An 18322-nucleotide genomic window follows, 5' to 3' on the forward strand; every position below is an offset into this window, starting at 1 on the left:
ATGGCTAATTAATCGTTTTTGAATCAATGACTTGTCTTTATTTATTTCAGCCATTTAATTTAAACCCATACAGAATATGAGCGAATCAATAACGTAATCATTTTATTTAGTGCTGAATATAGCTGTTTATAGTATTTTTCTTTTCGCATAAAAAACCCTTCTCATTTAAAATAAGAAGGGTTTAATGAGCAAAGCTGAGCATTTATCAAATGACTAAAAATGACTGAAAATGATTGTAATTTAAATTGCAATCTTAGATAAACACAATCTTCGCAAGTAACACGGCCGTTAATATCCAAACAGGAATACTCACGTCAGAGAACTTACCGGCGACGACTTTAATAGCAGCAAAGGTAATAAATCCAAGCGCGATACCATCAGCGATTGAGTAAGTTAATGGCGTAAACAACAACACAACGACAACGGGCGCCGCCTCTGTTAGATCTAACCAATCAACATCTTTTAGAGTACCCATCATCAGTACAGCGACATAAAAAATAGCGCCTGCTGTTGCATAGCCTGGAATCATACCAGCAAGTGGAGCAAAAAACATACTTAATAAGAATAGCACCCCGACCGTCACAGCGACTAATCCAGTACGTCCTCCGGCTGCAATACCTGACACACTCTCAACAAAGCTGGTGGTCGATGAAGTACCTAGTAGCGTACCCGCAACCGTGGCGCTCGAATCTGCCAGTAGCGCTTTGCCCATATTAGGTATTTTGCCATCCTTACCAATTAAGCCTGCTTGACTGGTCGTTGCAATCAAGGTTCCAGCGGTATCGAATAAATCGACGAATAAAAAAGCAAAAATAACACTAATCATCGCTACGTCAAATGCACCAGCAATATCAAGCTGCATCAGCGTTGGCGCTATCGGTGGCGGTGCCGATATAATGCCAGTAAATTGTGTGTTCCCAGTAATTAAGCTGATAAGCGCTACCAATAAAATCCCTATCGTTACCGCGCCGGGTATTTTTTTATGCGACAAGCCAACGATAACAATAAAGCCCAATGCCGCCATCGCAGGTGAGAACGCGGTCATATCGCCCAGTCCCACTAACGTCGCATCATTATTGACGATGACGCCTGCGGTTTGTAAGGAGATAAAGGCCAAAAATGCACCGATACCAGCAACTACGCCTTGTTTAATACTGTCCGGAATAGAGTTGATAATCAATTCACGAATTTTAAAAAGGCTTAATAATATAAATATACAACCGGACAAAAATACGGCGCCAAGTGCCGTTTGCCACGCGTAGCCCATTCCTAAAACCACGCCGTACGTAAAAAAGGCGTTGAGTCCCATACCGGGGGCTAGCGCGACTGGCAGGCGAGCATAAATCCCCATAATAAAACACCCAACTGCGGCGGCAAGACAGGTAGCGACAAACACCGCACCTTTATCCATACCAGCGTCAGCAAGGACGTTAGGGTTGACAAAAATAATGTAAGCCATCGTCAAAAACGTGGTTACACCGGCTAAAATCTCGGTTTTGATCGTGGTGTTTTGACCATTGATACCAAAATAGCGTTCGATTGCGTTCATAAGAGTCGCTTCCAAATTGCAGTAAGTAAATTATCATTATTTAACTGTATTGATAAGTGTCGCTTCCAAATTGCGACGCTCGATACTGCGTTTAAAACAAACATATAAAATACACCCAAATTGCGACGATAAATGACGCTTCCAGATTGCGACTGTAAATGACGCTGATACACTAAGGTTAGAGACGATGTTTTTAATCCGTTAGCCACACATAATTTGGTAAATACGAACCATCATGAAAAATGACAGCAACAAACCATAACATTCTAGTGAAATTCGCTCAAAATTTCAATGAATGGCGCATCTTCTTAGTATAAGAGTGCAAATTAGTTGACCATATGGACAATATTATAAAATACTCGTGCTGTCATTATTTTTTTCATATATTTATTGAGAGCGATTTATGCACTGCTATTAACATATTATTAATGATATTTGCGTGATTTAGCAGTACACTAACGGGTTGATATAAAATCCCTTATTAGATTAACTATTATTCATTATCCATGAGCCGCTTACATGCCTGAATCCTTAAATATTATCGACCTAATCACCCAAGCCAGTTTATTGGTACAGATTGTGATGGCATTGTTGTTATTAGCGTCATTGCTCAGCTGGGTGATTATTTTTCGTATGAGTGCGCGTCTTGGTACCGCCAGAAATTTTGACCAGCAGTTTGAAACCTGGTTTTGGTCAGGGGAAGATTTGGCAAAGCTGTATCAAGGCGTCCAAGGCTCGCCTGAGCGCCAAGGGCTTGAGCAAATTTTTTATGTTGGGTTCTCTGAATACCTAAGAATGCATAAAAAACGTCAGCCTAAAGATGACATTATCGACGGCGTTGAGCGTAAGCTTCGAGTTGGATTGGGTCGTCAGCAGCAATTATTAGAGTCGGGGCTAACGACGCTGGCAAGTATTGGTTCGGTGGCGCCTTATGTCGGTTTATTCGGTACTGTTTGGGGTATTATGAATGCCTTTTTGGGACTGTCACAAAGCGAGCAAGCGACCTTAGCGACTGTGGCGCCCGGTATCGCCGAAGCTTTGATTGCCACTGCTATGGGTTTGTTTGCTGCGATCCCTGCGGTATTGGCGTATAACCATTTTACCGCCAAAGCGAGCCGATTATACGACTCGCGCGCCTTGTTTTGTGACGAGATGACAGGCATGCTACAGCGCGAGACCAATATTGAGACTCCGCAAGCGGGTACGCAAGTAAGCCAAACCAATCAAAGCATTCAAAATAGCCAAAGTACTCAGGTAACTGGTCTATGAAACAAAGCCCTTATCGCCGTGAGAAAAAAGCGCTAAATGCGGAGATGAACGTCGTTCCTTATATCGACGTCATGCTCGTGCTGCTAGTGATATTTATGGTCACTGCGCCAATGCTGATAACGGGCGTCGATGTTGATTTGCCAAAAGAGCAAACCAATACCATCAGTCAAAGTCAGCTGCCTGTGATTGTTTCCTTGACCGATAGCGGCGAGATTTTTATCAGTTATGAAAATAACATCGACCTGCCGATTAGTGAGCCGGAACTGATTGATACCTTAACCAACTTGCAAAATCAAAATACCGATGCTGGCGCTCAGCCTTTACAAGTGATGATTAACGCTGATAAAAACAATCAGTATGGCGCTATCATGACGCTGATGGCAACCTTGCAACAAGCAGGCATCCAAAAGGTAGGACTATTGACGGGTGCACCGTTACCCGCCCCTTCTTTATAATCTGTCTACCCTGCTCTTAGATTAACTTTGATTGGCTCAGCTGGTTATAATAAAGTCGTTCATTTGATAAATATCGTATTTGAGTATCCCAACTATGCGTAATGCGCCCACCGTTTATGTACCGACCGAACCTGAAGGTAACGGGCTGACTTTACCGACACTTTTAAGCTTGTTGGCACACGGTCTTGTGATTGGCATACTGGCTTATACGTATCAAAACATGGAAGTCGAGACCGCAGGTAGCATCGAAACCGTGATGATATCTCCTGAGCAATTGGCTGAGATGCAAGGCGAGATACTGGCCAATCGTGCCGCAGCGGCGAGCGCGATGCCAGCCGATAGCGGTGCAAGTGGCTCAGCAACTAATATGCCAGAAACTAGCTTTGATGACAGCGTCAGCTACGACAATCCAAACGAGCCGATTTCACAGCGCGTGCCTGTTTTTACTCGTTCTGACGAGGCGGTGAACCCTCGCCCGATGCTGATGAGCGAAGAGCAACACCAGCGCCTACTTGAGCAAAATCAAGAATATGAGCGCAATATGGCTGAGTGGGCAGCGCAGTTGGACGAATCTGTACTAGATGAGCATGATCAGGTTGAACAAGAAAGAAGAGCGCAGCTGATAGAAGAGCAAAAAAGGCTGCGAGATTTTCGTAATAAACAAAACAATCCGCCTAAGATTAAACGCCCTACTGCCAATGACAAAAATATAGAAATCAATACGGGCGGCTCAGGTAGCGCAGGACAGACCCTTAGCTTAGGAGATGATGGACAATCAACACTGTCTGGTGACGCCATCACTTCCAGCACTGCAAAAGGTAGCAGTCGCTCGGCATCAACAAGCGGTAGTCGCGGCGCCAGTAATAGTGAAATCATCAATTTAATCAAACGCAACTATAATCCGCCGACAGCAGCAAAAGGCTCGACGCAGCGTGCTACCTTGACCATCACAGTCAATGCCAGTGGCGCTGTCGTGAATGTCTCAGCGTCAGGCCCTGATAGCGCGGTCAATGAAGCCGCCAAACAAGCGGTGCTCAATACCGGCAGCTTACCGATTGATGCTGATGACCCCAAATATCCCACCTTTACCATACAGTTTAAGGGCAGTAATTAAGCAGTTGCCCATACACGATATTATTGCTAACGTTACCTTAAGCAACTTGCACCCGCGGCGATATCATTTTAACGTTATCATTGATTTAGTATTTATAAAAACAATTATCCCCATCTAGGAGTTTGACTTGGTTATGCGCATTCATAAAAAACTATGCCTTTCTTTACTTGCCGCTACCTCAAGCTTATTGCTTGCTCCTAGCGTCTTGGCGGCGCCTGTCGTTTTAGAATTGGATTATGAGATTCCGGTACAACAAAGCCAAGTGGCTTTTGTCTCCTTTGCTGGCGATTCTACCTTATCACCGATTATATTAAATGATTTGAGCAAAACTGAGCTAAAAGTAACCAGTCAAAACCTACCGCAGCAGCCGCACAGCAGTAGCGAGTTAGCAGGTACTTTGCCCGTTTGGCAAAGTATGGGCATTCCTTACCTTGTCATCGGTAGCACGCGCAGCAATCGCGGTAAAGTGGTCACCGATTATGAAGTCGTTGAGGTTAAAACCGGACGCGTGCTAGAAGGCAAGCAAACGTTAACCGCTGATAATAATAAAGAAAGCATGCGTTACGCCGCCCACGTGATTTCGGACAAAGTATATGAGCTTATTACCGGTATTCCTGGTGACTTCTCAGGACGCATTGCTTATATCGAAGAAATAGGCATTGGCAAAGAGAAAATCTCGCGCTTAAAGGTTATGGATGCTGACGGCGAAAACGCCAAAACCATCACAGAAGTGGCAGGCTCTATCTTTTCGCCAACTTGGTCACCTGATGGCAATCGCATTGCTTATTCAGTGCAACGCGATAAATCTCACCCTGTTATTTATATTCAAAACGTAAGCGGGGGCGGAGCTACACCATTGACGCCATTCCCAGGTAGCAACCTTAGTCCGTCATTTTCGCCCGATGGTAGCAAAATATTGTTTTCTAGTAGCTTTGAGGGTAGCGCCGATATTTATGAGATGAGCGCTAGTGGCGGTCAACCACGACGTCTGACCAATTGGCCAAGCAGTGAAGTACAACCAAGTTATGCCCCTGATGGCAAATCTTTTGTCTTTGTTAGTGACCGTGCAGGGTTTAACAAACCTCGCATCTATCGTTATGAGTTTGGTTCAGGCCGTACCACGCAAGTATCGAATGGTGGCTATGCCACTAGCCCGCAGTTTAGTAGCGATGGCTCGCAAATCGCCTTTTTAAGTGGTCGTTCAGCTGCCATCATGAACAGTAGCGGCGCCATCACTGCGAACTTAGGCGCGACAGGTATCGATGAAGCACCAAGTTTTTCACCGAACGGTAAGCGCGTGGTTTTTGCTTCAAAGCAAGGCGGTAAAGGCGTACTGACTATTAAGTCATTGAACGGCGGCGAAGCATTCGGTAAATCTGGTCAAGGTACTATCCGCTCCCCAGTTTGGTCATCTAGCCCTAGATAACTTAGCCATCTTTATTGCGTAAAATAGGCTTAGACTGGACTGAATGCTCAAAAATAAAAAAGCGCTCGATAAACATATCGGGCGCTTTTTTCGCGAGAATAATAATCTTCTTATTAAATAGCTCTTAACTCTTGAACCTTTAAATGCTATGAGCTGGAATAATAAAAAGCATTATTCATCCCTATTCATCACTTGGATCACTAGCCGGCGGCACAGCGTGTCTCAATTGTTCAACATCTGCGGCGGTGACCGTATCCGTATAACCATTTAAATCAGTGACCACGTACTGCGTGACCGCTGCCATCTGCTCATCATTCATCATGTTATGGAATGAGGGCATACCGCGGAAACCATTAATTAAGATATCAATTATGTAATACTTTGACTGCATTTTGCTGTTATTGGCAAGTGGTGGATAATAACCAGCACCATAAGCGCCCTCGCCTTTGTGCATATGACAAGCAGCACAAGAGTCATGGTAGAGTTTTTTGCCATCTGTTGTCACAAAGGCATTTGTCCCCTCGAACTTGGTTTCCCACTCAGCAATACTTGGGTCATTGTCCATAGTAGGAAGCGAGCTGTGATCAACGACATTGACGGCTGGTGCAGTAAGCTCCTCACGACTCATGTAAACGCCGCCCCAGCTACCGGTATTACGGCTTGCTTGATAATCGTCCGTTACGATGGGGTCTTGCTCATGTAGAGTTGCCACCGTTTGTACATCGTCTGATTGTTGACTACAGCCTAAAAGTGCTGCACTACCGGTCGCACCCAACAACATCACAGTCAGCAGTTTAGGGGTCATTTCTCTCATGACTTTTTTATTCACGATTGCCTTCTTTACGATTGCATTGTCCATGATAGCCTCTGAATTTTTATAGTTATTCATATTAACCCAGCATTTTTGCTTTTTTATGTAGGCGCTTGGCGGCATCCATGCCAGATAAAATAGCGCCTTCTTGCCATGCTGGAATGTGTGAGCAATGCTCGCCTGTGAGTACAATACGGTTATCGATACTGCATAAGGTGTCATAATGCTGACGGCGGGTCGACTCATTCCAAATACCATAACAACCGAGTGTCCAAGGAATGCGATGCCAGACCACTGACGTACCAGCGCGGAACTCTTTTGGATACTGCGGGTGAATATACTTACCATAAGCAAGCGCAACATTGATACGCTCTTGCGGGGTTAACGTATTAAATTTATATGAGGTTGGTCCATAACCATAGGCCCCTAATAATACCCCAGTACCGTCTTTAAACATATTTTCTGAAGGATAAGCAATCTGGGCAATCGGCATATCGGTATAGGTCAAGCCGCCATAGATCCACTCGTCTTCTTCCCAAAAGCGGCGATTAAACTCTAAACCTACTTTGTAAGAAGTCTCATAAGGTACCGCTGCCATCGCTTGTTTCATCGGCTTTGAAACGTTGATATCAAGCTGGGTCAGTACAGTTAGTGGAATATTACAGACACACCAGTCGGCACGGATGGTCTTAGTCGCGCCATCTGGACTGTTGCTGTCGACATAATTGACCGTAACGCCGCTTTCATCTTGATGAATCTTAGTCACTTTGGCATTAAACTCAATCATATCGCGGCATTCGCGGGTGAAGGCATCACCAATTTTACCCATACCGCCGACAGGCTGAAACATCGTTGGCTGATGCGCATAGGTCATATGGTTACCATAAATATCGGCCCACATGCCCGAATCCAAAATTTCACTGATCGGTAAAGGCTTTGATGGGGTTTCATCAGGCATCAAGCCACCACCCGGCAGGACACTATAACCACGATGCTTACTAGTAGCATTGCTGGCGCGGTAGCGGTAGTCTTTATCGAGCACGCCCCAACCTTTTAAGCCTTCAAGTAGTTTTTCTTTATCTTCTTTATTGACCGAACGATCCAAACCGCCAACATTCACCGCTTTTGACAATAATTCTGCTACGTGTCCTTGGATGTCGTTTTTTACATCACCTAAGCGCTGCGGCACACCATTGAAATGAGTACTACGGTGCAAATAAGCGCGGTCGTTGGTTTGAATAAAGGGTTGCATCTCAACACCAAACTGTTTGCAGTAATGGAAAACGGCATAGTGATGACTTGGTAAACGCCACGGCCCGCCATTAAAATAGTTGCCCTCTTCAAAATCACAAGTAACTTCTTCGCCGCCAAGCTCAGTATACCTATCGCCACTATTCAGCGTCCAACTACGACCGCCGCCACGGTTTTGGAACTCGAGGACTTTGACGTTATAGCCCGCTTTACGCAGCTCATACGCTGCGGTTAGTCCGCCAAGACCGGCACCCAAAACGATGATACTAGCACCAGGAGGCGCCCCTTTTAAATCCATCGTTTCTTTAAAGCTTGATTCTGAGGCAAATCCTAACGTCGTCATCGCCTGATACATGGCGGTCGCGCCCGCTGTTTTACCAATCATCGAGAGCAGTTGGCGCCGCGTTGGTGATTGAAGCATGTCTTTCATAATAATATCCTTAAAGTAGACGTTCGTACATAACAGTAGGCACTTGTTCTATGTGTAGTAGTAGTAGACGCTTATTTCATTTATAAGTGCTTGTAATATAAGCGTCTGTAATTTAACAGCTTGGCTTAATTCTGCGTTTATTTGCCAAGCTGTCGTGGACTACCGTCTTGCCGTTAATCCCTGTCTGGTAATAAATTCAAAGCTCTTTGCAATAGTTAAACTATAATTAACGGCGGCGTCTAGAACGTAAAATGGCTCGCACAATAAATATAATAATCAGTATCGCCACAATGATTCCGACAATCGCTAATAAGCCTGCGTACTTAATTAAAAAAGGCTTTTCGACGCCTATAGACGCGATGCGCTCAATATCAGCGGCACTGACCTCGCTGTTTGCATGACCGCCAAAGCTAGTACGGACATAGTTGGTGATACCCGCAATCTGCTCACTGCTGAGCTCTTCTGAAAATCCTGGCATGATAGGCGAAGTATTGGTCGCACTCTCTACCCCATGCAAAATCATATTAACGAGAGCGTCAGGCTTTTCGCGGCGCAGACTGCTCAGTCCAACGATAGGCGCGTAACGCGCGTCAGGCTGACCATAACCATCAACACCATGACAGCTACCACAAACGGCTAAATATAACGCTTCTGGTGAGTTACTACCGTTACTTACTTCTGACTTTGCTTGCGCCAAGTAGTCTTTTTGCGCCAGTAAGTCATGCGTGATAGATTCGTTCACAGGCGTTGGCAGGCGCGCCACATTGACGCTATTGACCTTGTCTTCTGTTTGGATAGCGGGTATGGCTTTTAGATAAGAGGCAATCGCGCTCAAATCTTCATTTTTCAGATAACGCGTACTGTGCGCAACTGCTTCACCCATTGGCCCACCTGCATAGGCGCGTTGGTCAAGCTCACCGGTGCGTAGATACGTGATAATATCTTGCTCGCTCCAACTGCCAATACCGCTCGACTCGTCAGGCGTGATGTTCGGCGCATGCCAATTACCAAGCGACGCGCCTGATAAATACATTTTTTTATCAAAGCCCATGGTGCTGTTACGCGGCGTATGACAAGTGCCGCAATGCTCGAGATTATTGACCAGATACTCGCCACGTTTTTGGGTCTCATTTAGACCGTCGCGCTTTTCAGTAGAGGGTATATTGAGCAGATTCCAGCCGATCATTAAGCTACGGAAATTAAAGGGAAAAGGTAATTTGGTTTCTTGCTTAGGCGCTTCATCGACAGCCGGTACGGTTTGTAGATAAGCAAACAAGGCACTAATATCCTCTTCTTTCATGCCGCTATAAGAAGGATAAGGCATGGCAGGATACAGCATATGGTCTGGCGCTCGGCCTTTTTGTAAAGCGTTCTTTAAATCTGCTTCGGTATAATTGCCGATACCGTAACGTTTAGAAGGGGTAATATTGGTTGAATAAATTTTCCCCATAGGGGTTTCAATCGCTGTGCCGCCCGTATAATTCTCACCGTGACAAGCCATACAGTCAGCAGCGCGAGCGATATAAGCACCGCGGTTGACAAGCTCACTATTGGCGGGGCTTACATTAGGTAAGCTAGCATCGGGTAAATTGGCATTAGGAAGGTTAGCACCTTCAGCCATCGCGGCGCTGGAGGTAATACCAATGACAAGCATCGATAACATCACAGAAAGTGGCTTCATAATATCCTCATATAGCTGGCACCTAGGGTGTTGTAATTATTATTAGAACGATTGGTCAAGATAAGACATTTGATATTGAGTGAAATTATTGACAATGGCGTCAGTACTCAACGGATAATCCATTACATGATTTAGCAAATCGTCCAGTAAAATGCTTAATAAAGTGGCGTGATAAAACAACTTAATAGAGATAGTTTCTAAACAATGTCTGCTCACCCCACTAATGTAAAACTATTTCGCCACTATTACTTAAATAGTAACTCATTCACCGCACACTTTTACAAAAGTTAAAAAAACCTCTTAAGAGATTTAATTTATATTTGATTACTATATATTTTCATATTATAAATTTGAGCAAGATAATTAATCCTTTAAAAAACAATTACTAAACCTAGAAAATTTATGAAATCCATTATTAAAGCGTGGAGATAAATCGCTATATATAGCAAAAAACGACTTCTGCACTTGTTATTACAGGTTTTAAGCGTACATAATGGATACATAGCGGCCGTTTGTCATCCACCTTATATTCCAAATAAGCGTTACCCTACTCGCAAAAACCCTTTTGACTGATACAGCATTTTATTTATGATAAATGCTGTTTAATATCGCCAACCATTGCCATGTTGCCAATAACGCTCGAGATGTCCTTATGAAATCATTCTTCTTTATATTTACGTTGGCAGCGACAATCCCTGTAACAGGTTGCCAATCTTTTCAGTTTGTCGAAAGTCCGATACCTGTTAAAACTGTTTCTTCTAAAAGGGTGTCTTCTAAAACGCTTATTGTGGAAAATTTATCCAACGCGCGCCGACCCGCTAACGCTGCTCCCTCTCAAATCCCTTCGACTACAAATAATGGCCAATAAAAAAAGCAGCTATCGGTTTGATAGCTGCTTTTGTAAGTTATTAATAATCAATAGAAATATTTAACTTTAATCTTCTGCAATAACTATTTGTTGTTTAGGCTGATGCTTGATAATAGTCTTAGCCAAATGATCGCCAAACCAAATGGCGGTATCAATATCGCCTGCGCCAGGCGTGACTTCAGGCGGCCCATCTAGCGACTGTGTCATCAAGCCCAAAAAGCTCGAAAGACGATTTAAATCATGTGATTCATGGCCTGTTGGCATCAGTGGTAAACCGATCCAATTCATTCCGTGCTGCATGGCATAGAGACAAATCTGCTGCAGGACGGCAAGCTTATCACCGCTCAGACCGCCCGAATTGGCAAAACCTGCGGCCCACTTGCCTTCCCATTTACGGTGATACCAACGCTTAGAGGTCTCATCCATAAAAGTCTTAAAGCCTGCGGTCACGCTGCCCATATACACGGCACTACCAAACACCAATAAATCCGCCTGATCGACAAAATCCCAATCAACGTCATGCACATCAACCGCTTTAACCTGCGAATCTGGTAATTGTTGACGCGCGCCCGTCACCACTGCTTCGGCAACGCGTTTGGTATGCCCATAATTACTATGATAAATAACCGCCATCGATATATTAGCGAGATTGTTCTCATGCTCTAAAATGGCAGGCGGTGTGTCAGGTGTATTCATACGAACTCTAATAATGACAATTAAAAATGAAATAAAAATAGAAGCTCAAGAGCTGAATCAAGCCAACTCTCTAGAAGCGCTACGGGTAATAATCAATGCCATACGTCCGGTTGCAGGCTGGCCAAGATGCGTTTGACGTCGATAAGAATAATAATGCGAATCCGCATAGCTGCAAGGTATTTCGGATTGACTGCTAACGGTAATGCCTGCTGCACTTAATTGGTCAGCGGCAAGCTTTGGTAGGTTCAGTTTAATCTTGTCCGCTACAGATGCTAAGACATAACGCTGTTCAAAGCTCTCAAGATGCTGTGATGACAAGACTTGATTATCTATACAGCCTGCCAGCAGCTTATTTCGTACTTGGCTGCCGACTTCATAATTTTCTTGACTGATACAGACGCCAATCCATGCCGTGATTGGTTTATCATCATCAAAGCGCTCGGCGGTTGCCTTTATGACGCCGCACGCCAGCCCTTGCCAGCCTGCATGGATAGCAGCTATCTGTCCCGTTGCGGGCTGGTATAAAACAATCGGTACACAATCGGCGGTCATAATCGCAAGACCTAAGCCCACTTGTTGACTGACCATGGCATCGGCATCTAGCGGGCGTATAGGTAGCGCCGTCGCATCGACATCATAAATCTGCTGCCCATGAACTTGATTGAGCCAGTGTAAGCTATTAACTGGCGCACGCTGCCCCGCCGCTAATTGCTCATTAATCGCCGTTAATAGACGCATGCGATTGTTTAAGACTATTTTGGCGTTATCATTGACATGCAAGCCTAAATTTAGCACACCATAATTTGCCTGATTATCTATCTCATTAGCCGCTTCACTATCATCGCTGCTAAAAGCTGCCGTTTGAAAAACCGTCACGTCATCAAGCTGAGCAACTAAGGTGACAGGCAGATTGTTTGTTATGTTAGGCATAGTCAGTGCACCAGTCTTATCGTTACTATTAGAGCATTACAGCCAGATTGTTACCAGACGAATATCATTATTTAATAGAGCTCATCAGATTTTATTCTTCGTCATAACCTTCGCTTAGTACCGCCATCAATTGCTGCATGTCTTCAGGAATTGGCGTGGTGACTTCAATATCTTCGCCAGTCGTTGGATGCACGAAACCTAAAGTATAAGCATGCAATGCTTGACGCGGGAAATTATTAATCGCTTGACGCTGCGCTTCTGTTAAGCCTGCTCGCAATTGACGACGCCCACCGTAGACGCGGTCACCGACTATCGGATAGGTAATGTGGCTTAGATGCACACGAATCTGATGGGTACGTCCTGTTTCAAGACCGACATCTAATAGGCAATAGTTATCGTTCAGCGGTGTGACATTCAATAAATGCGTCACCGCTTCACGCCCTGCCGTCATCACCGTCATTTTGGTACGCTGATTGCGATGGCGACCAATCGGCGCATCGATACGGCGATGACGCAGTAAACTTGCCGCATCCCCTGCGACCACACACTGGTAATGACGATAGACAGACTTGTCCTTTAACTGCTCCATTAAAGCCATTTGCGCAGGCTTGGTTTTACCAATTAACAGCAGTCCTGAGGTGTCTTTGTCAATGCGGTGTACCAATCCAGCACGCGGCAAATGATGCTGCTGCGGATAATGATAAAGGAGCGCATTGACCAAGGTACCGGTCTGATTGCCAGCGCCTGGATGGACAACCATACCGACAGGCTTGTTAATCACTAAGACATCATCATCTTCATAGACAACTTCGATATCGATATTTTCTGGCTGATCTTCGCTATGCTGCTGCAGTGTCGTCGATAAATGCAAGACATCACCAGCTTTGACACGGATTTTCGGTTTTTGTACCGTCCCGTTATACAGTAAGCTGCCATCAGTAATCCAGCCTTGCAGCTGGGCACGCGAGAAATCGGCAAATACTTTTGATGCCAGTTTATCAATACGTAAGCCCGCTTCGTCTTCTATGACGGTATGCGTGACATCAATAACGACCGGAACCGCTTGCCCAGCGACTACGACTGAATCCTCACTGTCTTCGTATTCATCTTCATCTTCATCGTCGACAATATCGTCAGCGACCAACTCATCAAACTCATCATTAGACATATCCGGCGTTTGCTCATCAAGCGCACGCTGATGGTCATTTAATAATTCATTTGGCATTGGTAACTCTTGTGCTGACATATCGGTATCTAACGGTTGTTTCTTAGGGAAATTGGTCGTCATAGCATCATTATTCATAGCGGATTGATATAGGGTAAAGTCGCTTACAGCTTTATAAGCCGACTTCATAAGGAAACGAGATAAGAAAGTGGACTGGCGTTCACAGACCAGCAAAAATAAGGACGGTCGAAAAAAGCAGCAGTCATATCGTCATAGTGTAACATGCCAAGCGCTTATGCCCTACAGAAGCTGCGCGTTATCTGCGTTTTTATCGTTACCATTTTTCCAAAGGTAGTGAGCCGTGATGAAAATTAAGTCGCTAGCCGATGGTGACTATTTAGCAGATTAACTCTCTAAAATATGACATGGCTGTAATTTACTGTATATTTGTCCTTGTCAGCCATATTCAATATCGCTCGTGACGACGGCTCATGCTAAACTACAGACCGAAGCCAACATACATAAAGCATGAGCCCTTTAACTACAAAATAGATAACGAAAAAATAGACGAAGCAGGCGTTATTCTATAAAGTAAGCGTTGTTTTGCTGTATGCTATGGCACTGATTTTTTAAAATAAGAACTTTTAAAATAATTTATTTTATTAATATTGGCAAAACGGCATTCGATAAAAACGATGTTAATAATGAGTGCGTTTACTGCTAGCGCTTACTTAGTAGCAGACCGTTGATGGATGCCGCCAGCATCGTTTTTTATTATTACCTTGATTACCCTTTTATAATTTAGCCTAATAGCGTCGCTGCTATTACGCGTCTTGTGTCGGAGAAGAAGTATGCAAGCTGTTGGCAATACGTTTATCAAACTGTCCTCAATCACCTTACTGGCGTTAAGCGTCAACTTGGTGGGTTGTCAAACGTTTAAAAACCTAACTGGCGGTAAAGACGTGGATGCGGTTGCCACTGCTGAGAAGTCTGAGCAAGGTTATTATAACGACGCCATCGCTCAGATTGATAAGGGTCGCTATACGCAAGCTATCGAAGATTTGAACAATCTGCGCACTTTTTATCCAACGGGACAATATGCCGAACAAGCCTTGCTTGATGTGATGTACGCCCAATATGAAAGTGGGAAGTTTGAGGCGGCTGCGGCCAGCGCTGAGCAATTTATTAGCCTATATCCTTCTAATCCGCAAGTCAGCTATGCTTACTACGTACGCGGCGTGGCCAATATGCAAGGCTCGTCTGAAGGTCTAAAATTGTTTAAGCTCAATCAAGCTGAGCGTGATACCGCCTATTTGCGTATTGCCTTTGCCAACTTCCAAGAGCTTATCAATAAATACCCAAACAGCCCTTACGCGCCCGATGCTGCTCAGCGTATGACCTTTATCTATAATCAGTTTGCCGAAAGCGAGATGAGTGCAGCCAACTGGTATGTCGAGCGTGAAGCCTATGTCGCTGCGGTCAACCGAGCTAAATGGGTATTCCAATATTATCCATTAAGTGAATCTGTGCCTGATGCCCTCGCCGTATTGGCTTATAGCCATGAAAAGCTCGGTCTTAATGACTTAGCAAATGAGTATAAGACGCTATTGCAAATCAACTATCCAAACATGCTCAGCGCTGATGGACGCGTCAAGCTCAATACCAAACGTGAGCGTACTTTATTTAATAAACTCACCTTTGGACAATTAAACCGTTTTAATAAAGATACCTCGGTTGCAACAGGTAACTACAGCGGTGCTACCAAAACCCAAGTGATTCGCAATGCCAATCAATTAAGATTGCCAAGTGATAATGCGGCGGCAGCGAATGCTAACGCACCGTTAAATATGTCTCCTAAGCGTGCCAATAGTGGTATCAATGTAGGCTTAGGTTTGCCTGAAGCATCGACCGAGCGCGTGACGAGCCAATCGAGCACTGGCGATACTGCTAGAGAAGCCGATGTCGACCCACAAAACATAAATCCTGTACGCCGTACCACATTACCTGCTGAGTAAATTGATACGGCTCGCGTCTATTTTAGACGCTTAATACCTATCATCAAAAATAAGGTCAACGTTCTGTTGGCCTTATTTTTCTGTTTTTACTTCTTATAATTTTTATCTACTGTCAGTTTTTTGTAGCTGATTGTCGATGCTTAATATAATCGTCCTATGGTAAACTGTTTTTTGTATGAGCATTCCTAACCATATTCTCGAACAATTAAATAGCCAAGCTGACTTAATCAGTATCATTGGGCGTCATACCACGCTCAAACGTGCGGGTAGTGAGTACAAAGGCTGCTGCCCGTTTCATGGCGAAAAATCGCCGTCTTTTTATGTCAATCCACAAAAAAACATCTACCACTGCTTTGGCTGTAGCGTTGGTGGTAATGCCATCAGTTTTTTACGTGACTATGAAAACTTAACCTTTATCGAAGCGGTTAATGAGCTGTCTAAACAAACGGGCATCGAAGTGCCAAAAGAAGAGCAGCAAAACGTCAGCTATCAGCGTGCCCCAGTTAAGCCAAAAGCTAAGCCAGTAACCAAGCCAAAACTCGCTATTCAGCCAACAACATCGGCACCAATATCGGCAGAAGAAACGCACATGCTAGCTGCTGATATGCAGCCGCCAACTTATAATGATAATTATGAAAGTTATCCGCCATTAGACGCGTATGATTCGATGCCTTATACAGCCGATGACTACGATACTCATTATCAAGGTGCTAACGATCAAGACGATAATAGTTATCCGCCTGCATGGTTGACTGGTGGTAGTGGCGCTGCTGATACAACTGCTCTTTATGATGAAACTAGCGTCTCTGATAAAGATGGCAACCTGTACGAGCTATTAGAGCAAATCCAGCAGTTTTATCAGCATAATCTCACCACTCATCCGCATGCCAAGCATTACTTCTTATCGCGCGGTATCACCGAAGAGATTTTTGAGGCTTTTGGTCTCGGCTATGCGCCCTTTGGTTGGCAGCATCTTGAGCATCAATTCCCGCAAGATATCGAGGGACTTAAAGCGCTAGGTTTAGTGCGCAAATCAGAATCTGGGCGCGATTACGACCTACTGCGTGACAGAGTGATTTTCCCGATTCGCGATAACCAAGGTCGCACCATTGGTTTTGGCGGTCGCGCGCTTGATGACGAGGTAAAACCCAAATATATCAACTCCTCTGACTCACCCGTTTTTCATAAGCAGCACGTCCTATATGGTTACTATGAATCTCGCCAGCAGCGCGCTGATAAATGGTTAGTAGTCGAAGGCTATATGGATGTCATTGCCCTGTATCAAGCCGGCATTTATGGTGCGGTGGCGTCGATGGGCACAGCGATTAATGAGAGTCAGATATCACGGCTGTTGACATTAAACCCTACCCTAACATTGAGTTTCGATGGAGATAGTGCGGGGCAAAAAGCCGCTTGGCGTACGCTTGAAGTGGCGCTGCCTGTGCTTGGTGATGATAAAGAGCTAAGGTTTTTAACTCTACCAAATAACCATGACCCTGATACTTTTATCAAAAGTCAGGGCGCAGATGCCATGCGCGAGCAAATTGCCAATGCCATGCCGCTATCGCAGTATATATTTGCTTATTTGAGTGAGCGTTATGATCTAAGTCTGGTCGAAGGCAAAGCCAAGCTGATGTCACAAGTGCGTGCCTTGACCACTGCCCTGCCGAAAGGTAGCAGCTTTCGTTATTTGCTCAATAATGACATTTATCAAAAGCTTGGCGGCAGGCGCAATCAAAACAAAGACGCAAGAGATGCGCTGTTAGATTTCGATGGTGAGATGACCATCAGTCAGCAGCTGCAGCTGTGTTTTTTATTCCAGCCGCGCACCTTAATCGATGACCCTATCGAAGCCATTTGGCAGCAGGCAGGTATTCATGAGCTGCTGCTACCAGCGCATATTAAACAAAAAGCCTCGGCCGATATTCTGCGCCCGCTAGCATGGGAAGATTTGCAAGATAATGCCTTGCTCGATATCGTCAGCACCATTAAGCGCTGTCTTAATTATCTACCAAAAGACGCTAATGCTGCGGCGCACTTTATTTTATCGAATGTCAAACCGAGCACCCAAGAAACGCTTAGCGGTGATTGGGGCGCTTTTTATAAAGCCCTTACTGCTCGTAATATCTTAAGTTTAGATGGCTTGGTCGAAGAGCTGGTCAGTCAACTTCTTGAACGCCACATGAAGAAAAAAATTCAAGACTTGGTAAAAAACCCAGACAACATAAAACTGGCAATTGTCCGTAAGCAATCACAGTTATTGAATGATTGGCTACGCGAACAGCACGCGGAACGCTCAGCACAAATGGCCACGGTGAAATCTTAATAGCTAGGCAAAACTTTATTTATCATCGGTAGCCCTTTAAAAGTACAGCCATTGCCCCCACTATTAATGATTATGCCCAGTTGCATATTGAGCGCCAAAGCAAGCGCTGGTTAAAAAATGATAAAAATGTCATGGCTAAGAAATAATCATCAATACGGATAATAAATGCCTGCGAGATTCACTAGCTTGTGCTTGATGAGCCTGGTCTGTGTTAAACTGTGTCGCTGTATATTTCTAGCCCGATTTAATAGATGACAATACGCCCATATTATTGAGTAGCATTTTTGGTGCAAGCGCAATTTTAGCGAACAACTTTTAAAGCGTTTTTTAGACTAT

At 44.5% G+C, this 18322-nt stretch carries 13 protein-coding genes; 6 read left to right on the top strand and 7 right to left on the bottom strand.

The genetic code is table 11. The features are described from left to right. Window positions 1-253: 253 nt before the first annotated feature. Window positions 254-1549: an NCS2 family permease gene (locus ACPEGP_RS03900; protein WP_191690933.1), complete on the bottom strand. Its 1296-nt coding sequence runs from the start codon at window positions 1547-1549 to the stop codon at window positions 254-256. Between the two features lie 519 nt (window positions 1550-2068). Here ACPEGP_RS03900 and tolQ point away from each other — a divergent pair. The 4 genes from tolQ (at window position 2069) to ACPEGP_RS03920 (ending at window position 5813) form a co-directional block, all read left to right on the top strand. Further along, complete coding sequence (tolQ, locus tag ACPEGP_RS03905) at window positions 2069-2818, top strand: protein TolQ (protein ID WP_423814000.1); 750 nt, start codon at window positions 2069-2071, stop codon at window positions 2816-2818. Further along, window positions 2815-3273: a protein TolR gene (gene tolR / locus ACPEGP_RS03910; RefSeq protein WP_068408657.1), complete on the top strand. Its 459-nt coding sequence runs from the start codon at window positions 2815-2817 to the stop codon at window positions 3271-3273. Before tolQ ends, tolR begins: the two co-directional genes overlap by 4 nt. A gap of 94 nt (window positions 3274-3367) precedes the next feature. After that, window positions 3368-4387, top strand: coding sequence for a cell envelope integrity protein TolA (locus tag ACPEGP_RS03915; RefSeq protein ID WP_193029963.1), 1020 nt, complete (start codon window positions 3368-3370; stop codon window positions 4385-4387). A 133-nt stretch (window positions 4388-4520) separates the two neighbouring features. Then, window positions 4521-5813, top strand: coding sequence for a PD40 domain-containing protein (locus ACPEGP_RS03920; protein WP_193029962.1), 1293 nt, complete (start codon window positions 4521-4523; stop codon window positions 5811-5813). A 181-nt stretch (window positions 5814-5994) separates the two neighbouring features. On the opposite strand, the gene ACPEGP_RS03925 is transcribed toward ACPEGP_RS03920, so the two are convergent. From ACPEGP_RS03925 to ACPEGP_RS03950, 6 genes are all read right to left on the bottom strand, one after another. Beyond that, complete coding sequence (locus ACPEGP_RS03925) at window positions 5995-6627, bottom strand: c-type cytochrome (protein ID WP_191690970.1); 633 nt, start codon at window positions 6625-6627, stop codon at window positions 5995-5997. Window positions 6628-6703: 76 nt separating this feature from the next. Next, window positions 6704-8305, bottom strand: a complete 1602-nt coding sequence (locus ACPEGP_RS03930) for a flavin monoamine oxidase family protein (RefSeq protein WP_144296890.1) — start codon at window positions 8303-8305, stop codon at window positions 6704-6706. Window positions 8306-8531: 226 nt separating this feature from the next. Further along, window positions 8532-9986, bottom strand: a complete 1455-nt coding sequence (locus tag ACPEGP_RS03935) for a cytochrome c (protein ID WP_191690947.1) — start codon at window positions 9984-9986, stop codon at window positions 8532-8534. A gap of 934 nt (window positions 9987-10920) precedes the next feature. After that, a complete protein-coding gene (locus ACPEGP_RS03940) occupies window positions 10921-11550 on the bottom strand; it encodes a flavodoxin family protein (RefSeq protein WP_423814001.1) in 630 nt (209 codons plus the stop codon). 57 nt (window positions 11551-11607) lie between these two features. Then, entirely contained in the window at window positions 11608-12480 is an 873-nt protein-coding gene (locus ACPEGP_RS03945; protein ID WP_423814002.1) for a polyphenol oxidase family protein, read from the bottom strand. 91 nt (window positions 12481-12571) lie between these two features. Continuing rightward, complete coding sequence (locus ACPEGP_RS03950; RefSeq protein WP_288726380.1) at window positions 12572-13648, bottom strand: RluA family pseudouridine synthase; 1077 nt, start codon at window positions 13646-13648, stop codon at window positions 12572-12574. 848 nt (window positions 13649-14496) lie between these two features. Here ACPEGP_RS03950 and ACPEGP_RS03955 point away from each other — a divergent pair. Then, window positions 14497-15660 (top strand): outer membrane protein assembly factor BamD, encoded by a 1164-nt coding sequence (locus ACPEGP_RS03955; protein ID WP_200661973.1) that lies wholly within the window; start codon window positions 14497-14499, stop codon window positions 15658-15660. Window positions 15661-15835: 175 nt separating this feature from the next. Then, window positions 15836-17986 (top strand): DNA primase, encoded by a 2151-nt coding sequence (locus ACPEGP_RS03960; RefSeq protein WP_423814003.1) that lies wholly within the window; start codon window positions 15836-15838, stop codon window positions 17984-17986. Window positions 17987-18322 lie beyond the last annotated feature (336 nt).

It is taken from the genome of Psychrobacter sp. 219-2-C (assembly GCF_049560815.1).
GTDB lineage: Bacteria > Pseudomonadota > Gammaproteobacteria > Pseudomonadales > Moraxellaceae > Psychrobacter > Psychrobacter faecalis.